This is a genomic window from Sulfobacillus harzensis (genome assembly GCF_012933365.1).
In the GTDB taxonomy this organism is placed as follows: Bacteria; Bacillota; Sulfobacillia; order Sulfobacillales; family Sulfobacillaceae; genus Sulfobacillus_B; species Sulfobacillus_B harzensis.
The window spans coordinates 28,919-48,518 of sequence record NZ_JABBVZ010000021.1 but is presented as its reverse complement, the minus strand read 5'-3'; the positions used below and the strand labels follow the sequence as shown (position 1 = coordinate 48,518).

Annotated in this window: 19 protein-coding genes, 3 tRNA genes and 1 other annotated feature; all 22 genes read left to right on the top strand. The window is 57.7% G+C overall.

Annotation, left to right across the window (positions count from 1 at the left end):
* Window positions 1-294 precede the first annotated feature (294 nt).
* The 22 genes from HIJ39_RS08450 (at window position 295) to HIJ39_RS08345 (ending at window position 19,391) form a co-directional block, all read left to right on the top strand.
* Complete coding sequence (locus HIJ39_RS08450) at window positions 295-1,074, top strand: enoyl-ACP reductase FabI (RefSeq protein WP_169098629.1); 780 nt, start codon at window positions 295-297, stop codon at window positions 1,072-1,074.
* A 12-nt stretch (window positions 1,075-1,086) separates the two neighbouring features.
* On the top strand, window positions 1,087-1,938 hold the full coding sequence (locus HIJ39_RS08445; RefSeq protein WP_169098627.1) for a 3-hydroxyacyl-CoA dehydrogenase family protein: 852 nt from the start codon (window positions 1,087-1,089) through the stop codon (window positions 1,936-1,938).
* A 90-nt stretch (window positions 1,939-2,028) separates the two neighbouring features.
* Window positions 2,029-2,577 carry a PadR family transcriptional regulator gene (locus tag HIJ39_RS08440; protein WP_169098625.1) on the top strand — a complete coding sequence of 183 codons (549 nt, stop codon included), beginning with the start codon at window positions 2,029-2,031 and terminating at the stop codon, window positions 2,575-2,577.
* The gene (locus HIJ39_RS08435) at window positions 2,574-4,340 is read left to right on the top strand and encodes an MFS transporter (protein ID WP_169098624.1); all 1,767 of its coding nucleotides are present in this window, start codon (window positions 2,574-2,576) and stop codon (window positions 4,338-4,340) included. The genes HIJ39_RS08440 and HIJ39_RS08435 overlap by 4 nt, the downstream gene beginning before the upstream one ends.
* Before the next feature lie 115 nt (window positions 4,341-4,455).
* Window positions 4,456-4,530, top strand: a tRNA-Gly gene (locus HIJ39_RS08430).
* 20 nt (window positions 4,531-4,550) lie between these two features.
* Window positions 4,551-4,625: transfer RNA gene (locus HIJ39_RS08425), tRNA-Cys, on the top strand.
* 6 nt (window positions 4,626-4,631) lie between these two features.
* Window positions 4,632-4,709 (top strand) — tRNA-Val (locus HIJ39_RS08420).
* A 107-nt stretch (window positions 4,710-4,816) separates the two neighbouring features.
* Complete coding sequence (gene ytxC / locus HIJ39_RS08415) at window positions 4,817-5,662, top strand: sporulation protein YtxC (protein ID WP_169098622.1); 846 nt, start codon at window positions 4,817-4,819, stop codon at window positions 5,660-5,662.
* Window positions 5,663-5,920: 258 nt separating this feature from the next.
* Window positions 5,921-7,813, top strand: a complete 1,893-nt coding sequence (thrS, locus tag HIJ39_RS08410; RefSeq protein ID WP_169098620.1) for a threonine--tRNA ligase — start codon at window positions 5,921-5,923, stop codon at window positions 7,811-7,813.
* Between the two features lie 243 nt (window positions 7,814-8,056).
* Entirely contained in the window at window positions 8,057-8,569 is a 513-nt protein-coding gene (infC, locus tag HIJ39_RS08405) for a translation initiation factor IF-3 (protein WP_338055116.1), read from the top strand.
* Between the two features lie 3 nt (window positions 8,570-8,572).
* Entirely contained in the window at window positions 8,573-8,770 is a 198-nt protein-coding gene (gene rpmI / locus HIJ39_RS08400; protein WP_169098618.1) for a 50S ribosomal protein L35, read from the top strand.
* Between the two features lie 40 nt (window positions 8,771-8,810).
* Window positions 8,811-9,164: a 50S ribosomal protein L20 gene (rplT, locus tag HIJ39_RS08395; protein WP_169098616.1), complete on the top strand. Its 354-nt coding sequence runs from the start codon at window positions 8,811-8,813 to the stop codon at window positions 9,162-9,164.
* Window positions 9,165-10,007, top strand: coding sequence for a TrmH family RNA methyltransferase (locus HIJ39_RS08390; protein ID WP_169098614.1), 843 nt, complete (start codon window positions 9,165-9,167; stop codon window positions 10,005-10,007).
* Window positions 10,008-10,014: 7 nt separating this feature from the next.
* Window positions 10,015-10,243, top strand: a binding site (T-box leader).
* 31 nt (window positions 10,244-10,274) lie between these two features.
* A complete protein-coding gene (pheS, locus tag HIJ39_RS08385; protein WP_207711550.1) occupies window positions 10,275-11,321 on the top strand; it encodes a phenylalanine--tRNA ligase subunit alpha in 1,047 nt (348 codons plus the stop codon).
* Complete coding sequence (pheT, locus tag HIJ39_RS08380) at window positions 11,318-13,648, top strand: phenylalanine--tRNA ligase subunit beta (protein ID WP_169098612.1); 2,331 nt, start codon at window positions 11,318-11,320, stop codon at window positions 13,646-13,648. Before pheS ends, pheT begins: the two co-directional genes overlap by 4 nt.
* Before the next feature lie 74 nt (window positions 13,649-13,722).
* Entirely contained in the window at window positions 13,723-14,007 is a 285-nt protein-coding gene (locus HIJ39_RS08375; protein ID WP_169098610.1) for a cell division protein ZapA, read from the top strand.
* A gap of 88 nt (window positions 14,008-14,095) precedes the next feature.
* A complete protein-coding gene (locus HIJ39_RS08370; protein WP_169098608.1) occupies window positions 14,096-16,165 on the top strand; it encodes an endonuclease MutS2 in 2,070 nt (689 codons plus the stop codon).
* A 25-nt stretch (window positions 16,166-16,190) separates the two neighbouring features.
* Window positions 16,191-16,442, top strand: coding sequence for a Smr/MutS family protein (locus tag HIJ39_RS08365; RefSeq protein ID WP_243239450.1), 252 nt, complete (start codon window positions 16,191-16,193; stop codon window positions 16,440-16,442).
* 59 nt (window positions 16,443-16,501) lie between these two features.
* Complete coding sequence (gene tyrS, locus HIJ39_RS08360; RefSeq protein ID WP_169098604.1) at window positions 16,502-17,707, top strand: tyrosine--tRNA ligase; 1,206 nt, start codon at window positions 16,502-16,504, stop codon at window positions 17,705-17,707.
* A gap of 11 nt (window positions 17,708-17,718) precedes the next feature.
* Window positions 17,719-18,459, top strand: coding sequence for a tetratricopeptide repeat protein (locus tag HIJ39_RS08355; protein ID WP_169098602.1), 741 nt, complete (start codon window positions 17,719-17,721; stop codon window positions 18,457-18,459).
* Between the two features lie 4 nt (window positions 18,460-18,463).
* On the top strand, window positions 18,464-19,093 hold the full coding sequence (locus HIJ39_RS08350) for a HesA/MoeB/ThiF family protein (protein ID WP_169098600.1): 630 nt from the start codon (window positions 18,464-18,466) through the stop codon (window positions 19,091-19,093).
* Window positions 19,077-19,391, top strand: a complete 315-nt coding sequence (locus HIJ39_RS08345; protein WP_169098598.1) for a hypothetical protein — start codon at window positions 19,077-19,079, stop codon at window positions 19,389-19,391. The genes HIJ39_RS08350 and HIJ39_RS08345 overlap by 17 nt, the downstream gene beginning before the upstream one ends.
* Window positions 19,392-19,600: the final 209 nt, after the last annotated feature.

Here is a 19,600-nt window from a genome sequence, read left to right as displayed (position 1 = left end):
CTGAGGGTCGAGTTAACGGGCTACTCTACATGCGGAGCGACGGCATCGCGGACCGACTACGCACACAAGCTGCTAGGGGCATGGTTATTATGCCGAGGGGCCATTCTGCGACGGAAAAGGGAAGGGCGCCGCCTCTTTTCACCCGTTTTGGGGCCACCGCCAGTGGCGCTGTGGTTGGTTCGCCGATTGCGCGCCCACATCAACCATTCCCGTTCCGGAACTTGCGAAAAGACAGGATTTCCTCCAACATATCACGAAGGATACGGGGTTGATGATGTGGAGGGGGAGATCGCAATGGGGCTCTTGGAGGGAAAAACCGCCCTGGTTACGGGGATTGCTAACAAGCGCAGCATCGCCTGGGGGATCGCGCGGGCGTTTGATCGCGAGGGTGCACGACTCATTCTCACCTATCAAAATGATCGTCTGAAGGAAAATCTGGACAAGCTGGTGGGGGACTTGTCCAATGCTCCCATACTGGTAGCGCCGTTGGATGTGTCTGACGATGGGTCGCTAACGGCGTTGGCCGAGCGGATTGGGGATGTGACGGATGCTCTCGATGTGCTGGTGCATTCGGTCGCCTTTGCGAAAGGCGAAGATCTTTCCGGACGATTCCTCGAAACCAGTCGAGAAGGATATCACCTTGCGCAAGACATAAGCGCCTATTCGCTCACGGCCTTGGTACGGGCACTCTACGAACCACTTAAGAATGCGGGCCGGGCGAGTGTCATGGCGATGACCTATCAAGGCTCGATTCGCGTCATGCCCAACTACAATGTCATGGGGGTTGCTAAAGCGGCGTTGGAATCCTCGGTGCGGTACCTAGCCTTCGATTTGGGTCGCGAGGGGATCCGCGTCAACGCGATTTCCGCGGGCCCGATCAAAACCCTGGCGGCGGCGGGCGTGAAGGGCATTTCCTCCGCGCTGCACAGTACCGTGGAGCGTGCACCCATCGCCGAGAACATAACAACCGAGGACGTCGGCAATGCGGCCGTGTTTTTGGCATCACCGTGGTCTGAGCGGATTACCGGGCATGTGCTCTATGTCGATAGTGGTTTTCATATCATGGGATTCTAAGGAGGCGGAGGAATGGACAAGACCATAGCCGTCATTGGGGCGGGCACCATGGGAAGCGGCATTAGTCATGTCTCGGCTTTGCACGGATATCGGGTGCTGATGTTGGATGCCCAGCCAGGCGCGGTAGAACGAGCGCAACAGACGATTGCCAAGCGGCTTACGCGCGAGGTGGAAAAAGGAGGCCTCACCGCGGAGGAGAAGGACGCCGTGTTGGGCCGTCTTGTGGCCGCCGAGTGGGATGCGGTATCTGAAGCATCCCTGGCCATCGAAGCGGTGCTGGAAATCATGGATGTCAAAAAAGCGGTGTTTCAAAAATTGGATGAGCTTTTGCCAGCTGACGCGCTGATGGCGACAAATACCTCATCGTTGTCGATTACAGAAATCGCGGCCACCACACGTCGCCCGGAACAGGTACTGGGTCTGCACTTCTTTAATCCCGCGCCGGTCATGAAGCTGATTGAAATTGTACGCGGCGAAGCGACCAGCGACGGTGCTGTGGAAGAGGCGCGCGCGTTTGCCTCGACCATTGGCAAGGAAACGGTTGTGGTGGAAAAGGATACTCCCGGTTTTGTCGTCAATCGGGTTCTCATGCCGCTCTTTATTGAGGCGATGCGGATATATGAGGAAGGAATCGCCAGCAAAGAGGATATCGACAAGGCCGTTAAGCTGGGTCTCAACCATCCTATGGGCCCATTAACCTTAGCGGATCTCACCGGCCTGGATGTCGATTTGCATGTTATGGACTATATGTTTAATGAGTTTCACGACGACCGCTTTGCGGCCCCGTTGGTACTCAGGCGGCTCGTGCGGGCTGGGCGCTTGGGCCGGAAGACCAAGCACGGGTTTTACGACTACGATGCTTAGCTGCGACCATCCTCCCCCCGCCCTGCGGGGGTTTTTTGATCTATGTTTTGAACTGATATATCATACGGATATATTTCATCCGAGGCGAGAATGATGTACGAACTCTTCATCTTAGGCGAGTTGTCGGATGGTCCCATGCACGGGTACTTGCTGCATCAGATTTTGCTCAATGTGTTAGGACCAATGCGGACGGTGAGCTGGGGGACGCTTTATCCGGTGTTGCAGAAGTTGGAGCAGGAGGGGCTCATTGCTCTGGCAGAGGAGAGCTCCGGACCTCAATCGGGACGCCCGAAGAAAGTCTATGCGATTACCGATCGAGGACGGGAACAGTTTCTTCGATTAATGGAGCGGCCCTTGGAGCACAATGCGGAGACCGAAGACATCTTTCGCATAAAGCTCAGTAAGTTTCATCTGATGCCGGCTAAACTTTGCCAGACCATTTTATCCCAATACAAAGCTTGGTTGGATCTTGTGCTGGACGCCCTGGCCATGACGCGAGCCCGTGTCGAGCAGGAGATGCATATCGCCGATCAGGAGAGGCCCGACATTCTGCAGGCCATCGACTACGAGACAACCGCCTATATGGCCCGCCTTGAATGGGTGGAAAACGCCTTATTGCGAGAGGAGACACGCCAATGACCCCGTCGATTCAAGAAGACCCCCGCCGCTGGTGGGCGCTCGGCGCCATTGCCTTCGGACTTTTCATGGCGCTCTTGGATGTCACCGTGGTGAATGTGGCGCTGCCCGCCATTCAAAAGGGGCTTCACGAGTCCTATACCAGCTTGGAATGGATCGTGAATGCCTACGCGCTGGTGGTGGCGGTCTTGCTGGTGACCTCCAGCCGGTTGGGCGACATTTTTGGGAGAAAAAAGATTTTTGGCGTGGGGATGGGCGTATTCACTCTGGGCTCACTGCTGTGTGCGTTGTCCCCGCATATTCATGTGGGGTCGCTGAGTGGGGCCGATGTGCTCAACATTTCTCGGGGAATTCAGGGAGTCGGCGGATCGGCCATGCTGCCCCTATCCCTGTCGCTAATTACGGCGACGTTTCATGGTCGCGAACGCGGCACCGCCTTTGGCATTTGGGGCGGTGTGGCGGGGCTGGCAACAGCCTTAGGACCGCTTTTGGGCGGTGTGTTGGTGAGTAAAGTCGGATGGCCATCGATTTTTTATCTTAATGTCCCGACCGGTATCATCGGAATTTTGCTGGGGTTATGGGCCATCCATGAGTCTAAGGACGAGCATCATCCCGGTTCGATCGATCTTTACGGGCTGGTGTCGCTGACGATTGCGCTCTTTTGCCTGGTATTGGCTCTCATGCGGGGAAATGACAAGGGTTGGGGCTCCACTTACATTCTGGTGCTCTTCATTGCGGGGGGCGTCAGTTTAGTCGCGTTTGTGGTGGGGGAGCTGCGCATTCGCCATCCCATGCTGGATCCGCGTCTTTTCAAAATCCCTAGTTTTACGGGTTCCGCCATCGCCGCGTTTACGGTGAGCGCTGGCGTCTATGCGCTGTTGTACTATCTCAGCATCTACATGCAGAACTATTTGGGCTTTTCAGCCCTCGGCGCGGGGGTGCGCTTCTTGCCGCTTTCGGCTCTGGTCCTGATCGGGGCGCCATTGGCTGGACGATTCACCGATCGGATTGGCGCAAAATGGGTGTTGGCGCTAGGCATGGCCTTTATGACGGGAGGCACCCTGTTTTTGACTCGGTTGGGGCATGCCACGGTGGCGGCCGATTGGACGATGCTGCTCCCTGGACTGATTCTCATCGGCGTTGGCAATGGTTTGGTGAATCCACCCATCTCCGCCCTAGCAATGGGGACGGTAAAACCGCGTCAGATCGGGATGGCATCCGGTACCAGCAACGTGGCTCGGCAAACCGGGATGGCGTTCGGCATCGCCGCGTTAGCGGCCTTCTTAGCCAACCGTTACAACCATACGGTTCATCAATCGATGGTGGCGCTAACCATTCCCCACGCGCCGGCATCGGTCAAAACGGCCATCATGCACGGCATCAAGGCGGCCGGCCCCATCGCGGGCAGTCTGGGGTTAAAGTCCGCCGGCCCGCAATACACCCATCAGGCCATTTTTCCTCAGATTGCGGCCATTGCCCGCCATGCATTTTTGGTGAGCACCCGCGACACCGTATGGTTGGCTACGCTCTTTGTGGCGGTGGGCCTTATCGCAACCGTGGTGCTGGTTCGAAAGCAGGATATGATGCATCACCAAGCATCGCCGCCAGAGCGCTCGACCCTTGGGATGCGCCGCCAAGCGCTTATCGTCGCAGTGACGGCGGCGTGGATGGCCCGTCGAGGAGCCGCGCCCGATGCGACGTGGGACGAGGAAGAAAGACTGAAAAAAGCTCTCGCGCTTATCAAGCAAATTCTTGAGCAGCGGTAACCAAATCTACTGGTAGTTTTTTAAAGCCTGACGCGACGATTGGTGCAGGCCAGCACGGGCCTTGTCGAATGCCTTGACCGAAGATGGCATCCATGCTATACTGTGTTTCGTCGTCGCGGAAGTAGCTCAGTGGTAGAGCATCGCCTTGCCAAGGCGAGGGTCGCGGGTTCAAATCCCGTCTTCCGCTCCAATTTTTCGCCTTATCATCCCGGCGACGTAGCCAAGTGGTAAGGCAGGGGTCTGCAAAACCCCTATGCCCCGGTTCGAATCCGGGCGTCGCCTCCAAGGTTTGGGTGGTTAGCTCAGTTGGTTAGAGCGCTCGCTTGACATGCGAGAGGTTCACAGGTTCGAGTCCTGTACCGCCCACCATCTTTTATTTTGCGCCCCTTCAGTCCGCGTTGTCTAGCCGTCGAATAGCCCTGCCCAAACTGCATATACTATCGTGGATAGACATGGCAGGGAAGGCAGGCGAGAGCGTGTCCCACTGGGTTGTGACTAGCAATCACCCCGTCCTAGGCGAAGGGCTGGGCGAATTCTTGGCGCGAAGCATTGCCGGTCAATGGACGGAATCTCGACAGGGTCAGCATGTCGCCTATACGCTAAGCGACTCGGGCGAGGAGCGCATTCGTCATGCATGGCCGATGGCCAGGGCGCTAGCTCAGTACTTGCTCATATATCATGAGCGAGATTGGCTCGACGAATTGCTCGCGCGGCGCTACCACAGCTTTGACCCCGACGAACACCGTCAGATTGTCAAGGACGTGTTAAGTCTTCTCCATAGCGATCGAGAGCAAGATGTCGGGCGTCTGGATTTGGCCGCCACACTGATATTCAGCTATTTAGAATCGAGCTCTACGGTGGTAGTCGAGGGCATTCGCACCTTTCTCCTTCCGGACATTCGGGTGGAATTCGAAGAGGCCATCGATCACGCGGTGGATATTTTTCTCATGGAGCAAGAATATCAGGAGTTTGTCCGTCTGCTGCGTCAATTGGTTCAGGTTGCCGGCCACTCCAAGGAGTGGATTCACGTTCGATTTCGCGACAACCGGTTTTTCTTTGAGGATGGGTCGGGCACACGAATTGGTGAGGATTTGGTGACCGACATGCTGGAGGGCGTGGACCACGAGGAAGGGGCTTTGGACGATGTACTGATCAGCGCATTGGTCACGTTGGCGCCCGCCCGGATTACCATTCACCGTGGGCAGCTGCATGCCGAGGGCCGCGAAACACTAAAGCAGGTCTTTGAGGGCAATGTGCTTTTTTGCCATGGATGTGCGCGTTGCTACAGCCGAGAGATTGACACGGACCGGCGAAGTTTCTAGAATAATGTCAATATCCATAGTGAAACGATGATGAGGACGATAGCAGAGAATCCTCGAGAGAGAATCGGTCATCGGCTGAAAGCCGATTCAGGCTCTTTTCTGTTAGACCACCTCGGAGTTCCGGCAACCCCTAAGAGCTAAGTCGGCGGAGCGTCCGATATCGCGCATCAAGTGGAACCTCTGTTCAAGGGTGGTGGAACCGCGGCCATGGCCGTCCCCCCGAGAGCCGGGGCTTTTTTAGTTTAAGGAGGGTATCTCATGGCAGCGTTGCATTTTGAAGTGGAGGGCCATCCCGTGGAAGGGGAACCGGGCATGCGGGCGGCCGATTTGGCGGAGGTGCCGAAAGACGCACTGGCTGTTTGGGTCAACGGACAAACGGTGGATCTTAGCCGGCCGCTGCATGACGGCGGGCAGGTCCAGTTCTTAACTTTCGCGGATTCGGCCGGACGTCATGTGTTTCGTCACTCCAGCGCACATCTTTTGGCCCAGGCGGTCAAAAGGCTCTGGCCGGAGGCCAAATTGGGGACCGGACCGGCCCTGGAAGACGGATTTTACTATGACATCTGGCTTCCGGAACCGCTTGCCGAGAAGGATTTGCCGCGCATCGAAGAGACCATGCGCCAAATCGTTCAAGAAAACTATCCCATTGAGCGGTTAGAATTGTCCCGCGAGGAGGCGCTCAAGCTCTTTCACGAGCGGGGCGAAACTTTTAAGGAAGAGATTATCGAGCGCATTCCCGACGGCGCTGTGATTTCTGCATATCGTCAGGGGGAGTTTGTAGATCTTTGTTCCGGTCCTCATTTGCCCGCTACCGGGCACATCGGGGCATTGAAGTTGACCCAAGTGTCAGGCGCCTATTGGCGAGGAGACGAAAAGAACCCGATGATGACTCGGATTTATGGCACCTCGTTTCCCGACCCGGAGGGTTTGGAGCAGCACTTGGCTCGCATCGAGGAGGCTAAATTGCGCGATCACCGGAAGCTGGGGCCGCAGTTGGAGCTCTTCACCTTTCGCGAGGAGGCCCCGGGCTTTGTCTTCTGGTATCCCAAAGGCCATGACCTCTACAAGCGGCTGGAAAACTTTTCGCGCGAACTGCAGTCGGCGCGCGGCTATGAAGAGGTGGCGACGCCATGGATTTACCGGGTCGGTCTCTGGGAGAGGTCGGGCCATTGGGATCATTATCGCGACAATCTATTTCTGATTGACCGGGATGATGAGCTGCAGGGCGTCAAGCCCATGAATTGCCCAGGCCACTGCTTGCTCTATAAGGGCCAGATGCATTCGTACCGGGACCTTCCTTGGCGGCTTGCGGAGTATAGTCCACTGTCCCGCTATGAGCGCTCGGGCACGTTACACGGCTTGATGCGGGTGCGGGGATTTCATCAAGACGATGCCCACCTGTTTGTACGGCCCGACCAAATTCGAGACGAGATGTTCGGTGTACTGGACTTGGTAGACGTCGTCTACCGCACCTTCGACATGCCTTACGAGGTGGTATTGTCTACACGGCCCGATGATTACATGGGAGAATTGGCGCTTTGGGAGCGGGCCGAGGCAGAGCTGGAAGAGGTGTTGAAGGCACGGGGCCTCAAATACCAGATCAATCCCAAGGATGGGGCTTTCTATGGCCCCAAGCTGGATATTTACGCCGTAGACAGCTTGGGCCGGCGGTGGCAATGCGCGACAGTGCAGTTGGACTTCCAATTGCCTGAGAAGTTTGAGCTGGAATATATCGATCAGGACGGCCAAGCCAAGCGGCCGGTGATGATTCACCGCGCTATCATGGGTTCCATTGAGCGCTTTCTCGGCATTTTGGTGGAGCACTATGGCGGATCCTTTCCCATGTGGTTGGCTCCCGTACAGGTGCGGGTGCTGCCCATTACCGACGCTCAGAACGCTTACGCCGAGGCTATTGCCGACCAGTTGAGGAAGCAGGGCGTGCGGGTGGAAGTAGACAGCCGCAACCAGAAGATTGGCTACAAGATTCGCGAGGCACAGGTGGCCAAGATTCCGGAGATGTTGGTGGTGGGAGGCCGCGACCAGGCAGCCAATACGGTGTCAGTTCGGTCCCGCGAAGCGGGGGACTTGGGCGCTCAACCGCTGGCCGATTATCTGGCGGGGATTAGTGAAAGAACCCGAATTCCCAGCTAAGGCAAGCATTGACGCCGCCTACACCACTCAGTACAATATGGTCAGGAACTCCGAACAAAGCAGAAGTATCAACTTCTCACCCCGCGGCACAGGCCAAAAGGGTTGGATTTGGAAGAGGATCAAGGCGGAAACAAGACACCAGCCGGTAAATCTTCTGTTTGGACGGGTGACGAGACCCGTCCTTTCCTCGCTTTGAGGTAGTTTCCTGAGGCGAACCGTTTTGAGACAAGGAGGGACGCGATTATTAAGGATCTTCGGATTAACGAGCAAATCCGAGTGCGCGAGGTTCGCGTAGTCGGTGACGGCGGTGAGCAGTTCGGCGTGATGTCGACCCGAGACGCGTTGCAGCTGGCCCAAGATCGCCACGTAGATTTGGTGGAGGTTTCGCCGACGGCCCGACCTCCCGTTTGCCGCTTGATGGATTATGGGAAGTATAAATACGAGCAGGCCAAACGGGATCGCGAATCCCGCAAGAAGCAAAAGATTGTTAGCGTCAAAGAACTGAAGATGCGGCCATCCATTGAGGATCACGACTTTGACGTCAAGGTCAAAAACGCCCGGCGCTTTCTTGAAGAAGGCGACAAAGTCAAGTGCACGATGGTCTTCCGTGGCCGTGAGATTGTTCATGCGCCCTTGGCTCAGCAGACGTTGTCCAAGTTGGCCGAGCTCGTATCGGACGTGGGTGCCGTTGAACGTGTGCCGCGTGTCGAAGGACGAGCCATGATCATGATTTTGGCACCGAAAAAAGGAGCGTAAACAATGCCGAAAATGAAGAGTCACCGGGGTGCGGCCAAGCGCATCAGCTTGACGGGCACGGGCAAACCGAAGCGCCACAAAGCGGGCAAGAGCCACTTGTTGGAGCACAAGTCGGCGGGCCGCCGTCGTCGTCTCCGCCATCCGGAGCTTTTGTCCAAGAGTGATCAGCATCGCACCAAGCGGCTCTTGCCGTACGGCTAACTTTTCGCGTCAACATCAGGTTTCGGAGGGAGCTTAACAAATGGCACGTGTAAAAAACGGCATGGTGCGCCACCGCCGCCACAAAAAGATTCTTAAATTGGCGAAGGGGTATCGTGGAGCGCGCTCACGGCACTTTCGCCCCGCCAATGAGGCGGTCATGCACTCTCTGTGGTATGCATATCAGCACCGCAGGAAGCGCAAGGGCGACTTCCGGCGTCTTTGGATTTCGCGCATTAATGCAGCTGCCCGTATGAACGGGATGTCCTATAGCCGCTTAATGAACGGTTTGAAGCGGGCTGGTATTGGCTTGGACCGGAAAGTGCTGGCTGATTTGGCAGTTCGCGACATGGACAGCTTCCGCGTTTTGGTCGACAAGGCGAAAGCGGCTCTCTAAATGGTCATCCAACCGCTCGACTCAGCTGACAACAAAATGATCCGGCGCATCAAACGGCTGAACACGAGCCGCCAAGCCCGGATCAAAAGCAACGCCACCGTTGTGGAGGGCGGGCGGCTTTTAGAGGAAGCCTTAGCTGCGGGGTTTCAGCCGCAGTTGGTCGTCTACAGTCCCAAATGGGTGGAACGGGTCGAGGGGCGCGCGATGTTAACGCGCCTGCAAGCCCGTTCCACCTCTTTGTTTTACGTGACCGACCGGCTCTTTGAGGAACTCTCGCAGGTTGAAACTCCCCAGGGTATTTTAGCGGTCATCTCGCTTCCTCGCTCCGTAACGCTCGGCGACTTGTTGGACAAGAGTCCCCAGCCCTTGCTCTTTCCCATTGCTTTGGGGATTCAAGACCCCGGCAATCTTGGCACCCTGATGCGGGCAGCGCTGGCGGCCGGTGCTCATGCCCTGGGGGTCGCCTCCGGAACGGTGGAAGCCTTCAATCCAAAATGTCTGCGGGCTTCTGCGGGCGCAGCCTTTCGGTTGCCGGTGGTGTCCTTGGACGAGGGCTGGCCTGACGTTCTGCGGACCGCGGGTGTCACCATCCGCACGACCGCCGTCGACCGCGGCTTGCCCTACCACCAAGCCGATTGGACGGGGTCGACGGCACTGGTGCTGGGCAACGAAGGAAACGGGCTTGACCCTGCATGGTATCGCGATACTGAAGTCGTCACCATTCCGATGTCCCCGGCATCGGAGTCTCTCAACGTCTCCATGGCAGGCGCCATCGTTTTATTCCATGCGGCATTTCGGCGGCAGGAGAAGGGCATTGGCTTCGCACCGCCTGCTATGGTATAGTCCCATTATCAACGCGATGATCCAGACTAGTAGATAGATTCGGGAGTTGCCCAGGGAGCGCATCCGCGACTGTAAGCTGCGCCTTCTCCTCCTATCGAATTCCCTGGGGAGTGCTTGCTTGAACCATGGAGTAGGGCAGGCCGGTCGAACCCGTTACGTTCGTGCGAGTGGATTCCACGCGTGTGCGTTCGGGATCAATGAAGGTGGTACCACGGGAGAGTTTTCCCGCCCTTTAGGGGGCGGTTTTTTGTTGTTTAGGGGGAGGATATGATGGCCGAACCGTTTGATTTAGATAGCGCACTGAGTTCCATTCAACAGGCAGGGTCCAAAGCGGAAATTTTGGAACTGCGCGGACGCTTTGTGGGTAAAAAGGGATGGATTACCCAAGAGATGAAAGGGTTGGGTGCCCTGTCGCCCGATGACCGCCGGACCCGCGGGGCGGTCTTAAACGGCTGGCGGGAGCAGGTGCTCAATGCCTTGGCCGCACGCGAACAATGGCTGGAGGAACAGGAGGAAGCGCGCCAACTTCGTTCAGAGCGAATGGATTTGAGTCTTCCCGGACGCCTTCCCACGGTTGGTTTATTGCACCCCTTAACGCGGATGCGCCGACGCATCGAGGACGTTCTCATGCGGCTAGGATTTTCTCTCGCCTATGGTCCGCAAGTGGAGTCAGAATGGTACAACTTCGAAGCGCTGAATATTCCGTCGGGCCATCCCGCTCGGGAGATGCAGGACTCCTTCTTCGTGGACGTTCCGGGGTTGGTACTGCGCACGCATACCTCACCCGTGCAAATTCGGACCATGCAAGCGTATGAGGGCCGTTTACCCATCCGTGTCGCGGCGCCCGGCTTCACCTATCGCCGGGATGACGATGCCACCCACGTGCCCATGTTTCAGCAGGTTGAGGGTTTGGTGGTGGATCGCGGCATTAGTTTAGCCGATTTAACCGGCACGCTCACGGTGATGGTGCGGGAACTCGTGGGACAGGAGGTGGGGACGCGGTTTCGCCCCAGCTATTTTCCTTTCACCGAACCCTCAGTGGAAATGGACGTGACCTGTGCGTCCTGTGGCGGCGGCGGGTGCCGGGTTTGCAAGGGGACCGGGTGGGTCGAGATTTTGGGCTCGGGCATTGTCCATCCCACCGTCCTGAAAAATGGTGGGTACGATCCGGACCAAGTCTCGGGTTTCGCGTTTGGGATGGGCATTGAGCGGGTAGCCATGCGGCTCTTTGGACTGGATGATTTGCGGCTTTTATACCAAAACGACCTTCGGTATTTGGAGCGCTTTCAAAGTGGGGGAGGGCACGGACTATGATTGTAAGTCACCGCTGGCTCAAGCGGCATTTGCCGAATCTTCCGGAACCCCGCCAGGTGGTGGCGGGGCTGGAACAAATCGGCGTGGAAGTTGCTGCCACTAAAGCCTGGGGAGAAAACTTTGCCATGGTGGAATTGGTGGAGGTCGTGGCTCGGACGCCTCATCCGGAGAGTGACCACCTATCTTTAGTCGACGTCCGGCGAGGGCGGGGAGAGGTCACCCGTATCGTCACCGGTGCCTCCAACGGATTTCCCGGTGAGCGGCTGTGGTATGCACCGCCTGGGACTACCTTGCCTGATGGGCGGACGTTGAGCGTACGGGCCTTGCGCGGCATTGATTCGCCGGGCATGCTTCTCTCGCCTGAGGAGTTGGGATATCAGACGGCGGGCGGCGACCTTTGGGTCTGGGATGGTCCAGATCCACTGGGCACCACATTCCTTCAGGTCATTGGGGGTCCCGATACCCTATATGAGGTTGAATTGACGCCTAATATTGCCCAGTATTTGCAAAGCGTGCGCCACTTGGCGCGGGAACTGGGCGCCATTTGGCATCTACCGCTCGCTCCCGCCGTGGCCCCCTTTGCCTACCAAGACAATCCCCTGGCTGTGGTGGAAGCGCCGGAGCGCTGTCCGCTGTACGGTTTGGTGGGGTTGAAAATAAAACCGGGGTTGGTCTCCCCGCTCTGGCTGCAGACGCTGCTTTTGGCTATGGGACATCGCATCATCCATCCGGCCGTGGATGTGACCAATTTTGTCCTCTGGGATTTAGGCGAACCGCTGCATGCCTTTGATCAACGGCGCGTGAACGGGCCCATTCGGGTGCGCCTGGCTCAGCCGGAGGAATCCCTCACGCTCTTGGATGGGGCGGTCATCACGCTGGACAGCCGCGATCTCGTGATTGCGGATCAAGACAAGGCCTTGGCGCTGGCTGGCATCATGGGGGGGATAGACTCCGGGGTTGCGCCGGACACCGAGGAGATTTGGTTGGAATGCGCCCACTTCAGCGCCCCCGGTATTTACCAGAGTTTCAAGAAACATGGCCTGATGACCGATGCGGCGGTCCATTTTGGACGCGGCACCGATCCCCTGGCGGTCTTCGAGGCGCCCGCCGTGGTTACCCAAATTTTGGCCGAGGCGGGGGTTTTGGTTGAGGTGCAGGTCAGCGGGGTGGTGGGCGATCTCCCCACGGAGCGTCTCATTCCGTTTAATCCGGCCCGTATTCGTGCGCTGTTGGGCGTTGAGTGGGACGATGAGAAGATGCGACAGGCGCTCCAAGGCTTTGGGTATGCCTTTCTTGATACCCAGGTGGTGGTGCCCCGATATCGGCACGATGTGGAGTCCATCTATGATCTAGCCGAAGATGTGGCGCGCTTCCACGGTCTGGACAACATCGCCCCGCGCCTTCCTTACGGGGTAACGGGTCTGGCCCGACGAAGCGCTGCGGTGCAGTTTGAGGAAGAAATGCGCGATGTGGTGGCGAGCGCTGGGTACCACGAGGTGGTGACGCGGACGTTTGCCAATCCCGCCTGGGCACCCCTATTTTCTGAGAGCGAGGCCGCCTCGGTGCGCGTCACCAATCCCCTCCGGGAGGAGGAGAGCGTTCTGCGCCAGCACATTCTCCCGAGCCTGCTTGAGGTGGCCCGCTATAACCGCTCACGACACGACTTGGCCATTCGCATTTTTGAGCTGGGTTCGGTGTTCGCCCGCGAGGCAGCGCAAATACAGGAGGGGCGCGAATTGGGCGTGCTGTTATCCCTGGAGCCCGCCGCGTCGTTTCCCCCTCGTGAGGAGGCGACCATTTACGATCTGACCGGCCTCGCGGATTTCTTGTTTTCCCGACTCGGTCTCGGAGGACACCGTGAAGCCATGCCGAATCCTCCGGCCTATGTTCACCCGGGCCGGGTGGAAGCTCTGGTTGTGGAGGGCAAGACTATCGGTTGGGTGGGGGAGCTTAGGCCTCGTATTGCGCAGCACTACCGGGTGCGCCGTCTAGGCGCGCTGGTGATGCAGGTGGATGCGAATCTCATCCGCCGGGTGTCACAGCCGGGGAGGCCATCGCGATTCCCGGAAGTGGAACGCGACTTGTCCTTGGTGATTCCTGAGGCGGTACCATATCAGGCGTTGGTACAGGCGATTGATCAATTGAACATTGGCGTATTGCAGGCGATGCGTCCCATTGACCGATATCACGGTGATTTTGGCACCTCGTTAACGGTTCGCCTTCGCTTCCAATCCGACCAGGAAACGTTGACCGATGAGCAGGTGGACCACGAGGTGGGCCGAATTCTTGAGCAGTTGGCAGCGTTGGATGTGAAAATCCGCCAATAATTTTCCAATTTCAGCAGGATTTTCCCCGCATTGTCGAGAATTGGTATAAAACTTGACACGAAGGGGCGAATGTTGTGGGTGAACAGATTCGGACCACCGTAACCATCTACGGGGAGGATTACTCGCTGGTCGGCGACTTGCCGGAAGATGTGGTTAAAGCTCTGGCATATCATGTGGACAACCGGATCCGGGTATTGGCTTCCAAAAATCCCCGGGTCAGCCTTAATCGCCTGGCTGTCTTGACCGCCCTCAACATCGCCGAAGAGTTCTTTGAGCTGCAAGAACAGCACCAGGAACTGATATCGGCTATGCAGCAGCAATGGCGCTCCAAACGCGAGGTCAAGGACGCCACCAAGTAAAATCGCCAGCGGGAACCTGGTATAATAGAAGGAACCGGAACCACAGGTCGGCATTGTCCGGCCTGTGTCTTTGCGAAGGCGGGACAGAATGACCTTAGAATTGCCTGATACCCTGGCTGTGTTGGAGTGGGACACGGTATTAGAGCGCATTGCTCAATTGGCTGGCACCCGGATGGGCCGCAGAATGGTGCTGCTGTCCCGGCCGATGTCGGACAGGGTGTGGTTGTTTGAAATCCAAGCGGCCGTCCGAGAATGCCTGGTGTGGATTGACGCAGGACTGCCGACGGCGCACGGTGCTGAGCCGCTGGACGACATGGTGGAGCGCATGAACAAGGGCGGGGTGTTGTCCCTGGCCGACTTTGTGGCGCTCTTGAAAACCTTGTCGGTCTTCCAACGGCTGGATGAGGTGGCTGATGTTGAGCGCTTTCCGCATATCGCCGAGCGGATTGGGGGGACTGTGCTACCGCATGGCCTTATCGAATCCTTAAATCAGGTGATTGACGCGGAGGGTCAGATCCGTGATCAGGCCTCGCCGGAGCTGGCCGATATTCGCCGGCGTATGCGGCAGTTGGAGCGCGAGATTGATGATGTCTTTGAGCGGGTGCTGCGGAGCGCAGAATGGTCCAGATATCTTCAAGACGGCATCATCACCGTGCGTTTTGGACGGCGGGTTGTGCCGGTGCGAAACGAATTCCGACACTCGGTGCCGGGCATCGTGCATGATCAATCTGGCAGTGGGCAAACCGTGTTTGTTGAACCGTTGGCCGTTGTGGAGCGTCAAAATCGGCTGACCACCCTGCGCCAGGACGAAGCGCGGGAAATTGAGCGTATTCTGGCGGCGCTCACCGCCAAGGCATCTCAGGTGGCTCCGACGCTCAGCGCCATTCATGACCATCTGGCCTGGTTCGACCGGCAAATGGCGGCGGCCCAATACGGCCGGCTGGTCGACGGCACGCTCCCTGAACTGGGAGGTCACACCCTCGTTATCCAGGAAGCGCGCCATCCCCTTTTAGAAAATCCGGTCCCCATTTCGTTGGAACTGTCGCGCGAGCGCCCGGCGATTATTATCACCGGGCCCAATACCGGGGGCAAAACGGTTGCGCTGAAGACCACGGGCATTATTGTGTTGCTGGCGTTGTCAGGGTTTATGGCGCCCGTGCAAGAGGGAACGCGTATTCCGTTGTATCGCCAAATATTTGCCGACATTGGCGATGAACAGAGTCTAAGCCAAAATCTGTCGACCTTTTCTAGTCATTTAGTCCGCCTAGGGCCGATGATGCGTCAAGCGGGACCGGATACGCTGTCGCTCATTGATGAGATTGGGGCCGGAACTGATCCAGAAGAAGGCGCGGCCTTGGCTGAGGCCATGATTCAGCACTTGGTGGACAAGCAATCACCGGTTATTGCGAGCACCCATTATAGCCGCCTGAAGCTTTTGGGCCTGAAAGATCCCCGGATTCAAAACGCTTTGGTGGAGTTCGACCGAGAAACCTTGGCGCCAACCTATCACCTCGTGTTGGGATCGCCCGGCAGCTCCCACGCATTCTACATCGCCCGGCGGTTAGGATTTCCGCCGGAACTGGTCGATCGCGCCGAATCTCTCTTGGACCGGGAGGCTGTGACCTTATCGGATGCCATTTTGGAGATTAACCAGCTGCAAAGGACACTGCGCGAGCAGGACGAAGCACTCCGGGCTCGCCAAGCCGACTTGGATGTTCGTCAGCGGGCGTTGGACGACAAAGAGCGGATTTTAACCGAACGTTTGGAACGGGATCGGGAACGGGCCGAAAAGGCTTGGCGGCGCGAGCTGGATGACATGACCCAGAAATTCAATCAGGCGTTGGAAGCGGTGCGGCAGCAGGAGGGCAAAGAGCGGGCACGTGCCGTGGAGGCCTTGCGCGAGCAGTATCGTGGCATCGCCAAGCTTCCTCGAAGTATCGCGCGCCGGCAAGCTCAGGCTGGGACGCCGCCCGACGCGGTGGGAGACCGCGTCCGCGTGGCGGGTTTTCCCGACGTGGGTACCATTGTTGAGCTTAAAGGCCGTACGGCGACGGTCGAAGTCGGATCGCTGAAATTGAAGTTGGCCGTCGATGAGTTGGAGCGCATCGAGGGGGGCGTCCGCCCCGCGGCCGCGAGAACGGGAAGCCCACCATCGTGACTTAGGCCGTGCAAAAAGCGAGAGCATGGGCTTGGAGTTGGATTTGCGCGGCATGACCGGGGAGGAGGCCGCCGAGGCGCTGGATAAGTACTTGGACGATGCGGTATTGGCGTCTGCGCCTTTTGTGCGCATCATCCATGGCAAAGGCACCGGCGTGCTGCGGCGAGTGGTCTCGGAGCAGTTGAAGCATGACCCTCGGGTCGTCACCTACCGATTAGGAGGTCCTGGCGAGGGCGGCGATGGAGTCACGGTCGCACAACTCGAGGAGACCGACTAAACTTTTTGATCCCAAAAGGGCTGTGCTATACTCTCGGCAGTAAATAGGGGAGGACCATCGTGTCGGATATTCAAAACGAGGTTGAATGGCTGCTCAACGGGGCGGATGACGTGGTCAGCCGCGAAGGACTGGAACAAAAGCTGGCCCGTTCCAAAACGACCGGCAAGCCGTTGATTGTGAAGCTAGGGGTGGATCCCACCGCGCCAGATATTCACTTGGGACATACCGTGGTGCTGGAAAAACTTCGCCAATTCCAGGAGCTGGGCCATCAAGTGGTCTTTCTCATTGGCGACATGACAGGTCGCATTGGGGACCCGACAGGGCGATCAGAAACGCGCCGGCAACTATCGCAGGAGGACGTGGAAGCCTTTGCCAAAACGTATGTGGCACAGGCAGGCAAGGTCCTCGACGCCGACCGCCTGCAGCTTCGCTACAACAGTGAATGGCTGGCCCCGCTGAATTTGGTCCAGTTAATCGAGCTGATGAGCCGCGTGACCTTGGCCCGCATTCTGGAGCGGGACGACTTTCATGAGCGATTTGCTTCCCATTTTCCTATCCATTTGCACGAACTGTTGTATCCCTTGATGCAGGCGTATGATTCGGTGGCGCTCAATGCGGACGTGGAGCTGGGGGGAACCGATCAACGCTTCAACATCCTGACGGCGCGCCAAATTCAAGAAGCGTACGGTCTTGAGCCGGAGGTCGGCATCTTCATGCCGCTTTTGGAAGGAACCGACGGAGTGCGGAAGATGTCCAAGAGTATAGGCAACTATGTCGGGATCGAAGAGCCGCCCGGGGAGATTTTCGGCAAAGTGATGTCCATCCCCGATGACCTCATGGTACGCTGGTATCAGTTGCTGTTGGGCGAACGGCCTGAGACGTTGAAAACGCGTTTGGAATCCGGGCAAAACCCCCGCGATTTGAAGGCTGCGTTGGCCCGACGGTTGGTCTCCCGCTTTTGGGGGGACGCGGCCGGTGCCGAGGCGGAAGAAAGCTTCAATCGTACGTTTCGACACCGAGAAGTGCCCGAGGACGCTCCCGTTTTGCCCTATGAGGACACATTGGCCGCCATTGCGGCTTTGGATCTGGTGGGTGGGCTTCCTGATATGCCGAGCCGTCAAGAAGCACGGCGGTTATTGCAGCAGGGCGCCGTGGTGGTGGATGGCGAACGGGTGGAAATGAATCAAGTATTGCATCTGAAGCCGGGGTCGTGGATCAAGGTAGGCAAGCGCCGTTACTTCCGGGTTCAAGAGATTAATTCGTAGAGGGGTTTTAGATGTCGGCACTGGACGAAGGACAAAAAGGTTGGGCGAGCGTCGAAGTTCAGGACTGGGCTGACGCCGAAAAGCACTTTCGTAAGGCTTTGGAGATGGACCCCTTTCAGGCCGACGCGTTGACGGGTATGGCGGCGCTCTATCTTAGAGCGGGCGATGCGGACCAGGCTCGGGAGTTGTGCGAGTTGGCGACGGCTCAGGCGGAGCGCGACTTGCCCCGCACCAAGCGCCACACGGGATGGGATGATGAGCAGGTGCGTCCCTACCTCCGTGCGCTCTATTACTTATCCTTAACCTATATTGAACAGCATGCGTGGGCGTTGGCGCAGCCGGCGTTGGAGGAAATTGTGGCTTGGGACGTGACTGGCATGCAGGGGCGGGCCCTGGATCTGCTGGCGCAGGTTCTCTACCGCATCGAGCGGTGGGAAGAGGCGGTGCATGCGTTTTTAGAAGCTGCGGAATACATTCCTGAGGATTACTATTCTGCCGGATTGACTCTCTTTAAATTAGGCCGCACCCGCGAAGCAGAGCGTTTTTGGCGCCGGGGGCTGGAGCGGCGACCGCGGTTGGCCGCCCTCATTGCCCATTACCCCCACGTGTTGGTAAACCCGCGCGGCAGTTTTTGGGATCAGGAGTTTCGTGACGCCGTAAAATATCTACAGCATCAAGCGGAATTGTGGGATGCGGCTAGTCAGCGAGAACTGGCCGGTTTTCAAGAGCGGCGCGCGATTTCCAACGGGTGATGGTATGAAGGCTGCGATTGTGGGGGCCGGGGGCATCGGAAGCCCGTTGGCCCAAGCGTTGAAGGAGACCGAGGGATTCGACGGGGTTTGGATTATCGATGGGGATCACGTCCAGCGTTCGAACTTGCCGCGTCAGCCTTGGTATACTGCCGATACACTGGGGGATAACAAGGCAGAGGCATTGGCCGCCGTTCTTGGCGCGCCGTTTCATGCCGTCCATAGCTTCGTTGATGCTCAATTCAACTGGCCGGATCTCGACATTATTTTTGACGCCAGCGACAACTGGCCGGCTCGTTTGGCCATTCAAGACGCCGCCCGTCGAATGCATATTCCCTGGATTTTTTCGAGCGCCGTGCGCTGGGAGGGTCAATCGGCCTTCATGAGCCCGGATGGGCCGTGCCTTGCCTGTCTATTCGGCGAAACGCTGACGGAGGGCCTCCGCTGTTTTGAGGCGGGGGTGGTCGGATTCGTCACTCTAGCGACGGCGGGCCAGGCGCTCGACTTATTTTTGCGTTGGCGGGAGAATCCCGAAGATCCTGAACTTCGTCGCCTGCATCTTTTGGAGGGGCGACAGGGGCTCAAGTGGTCGGTGGGTTTTCCACCCGGGAGGTGTCAGCATGGAATGGTCCAATGAGGTATTGGAGCAATATTCGCGGCAGATGTTAGTGGATGAAATTGGCTTTGAGGGGCAGGCTAGACTGTTTGAGACTGCCGTTGTGCTCCGGGGTCCCGAGCCATGGCGGGGCTGGGCCTCACGATATCTGCGCGCCAGTGGGGCGCAGGTTGAGGAGGTGGAGGCGGACCGACTTTCGCTTGAAGAGGCCGACGGTCGCATTATTGAGATTGATCTTGGGGACGGCCGGGGCGCGAGTCTTCGCCATCTCGGCTTGGCTTTGGCGGGTTGGCTTTATGAGCATGTGTCGTCGACATGAGGAGCGGACTTGTGGGCATACGCATGGATGCGGGCGCGGTGGTGAAGGTCATCGATAGGTTGACGATTAGGCCGTAACCCCTATTTCCGGTCCGCGGGTGACCAAAGCGCTGGTTTGCGTTCCGATCCGAAGGATGAGGACAGCTTGCCGCCGTATGATATATTGGATCAGATGCTGAAAGGGTATATCGAAAATGATATGACCCCGGG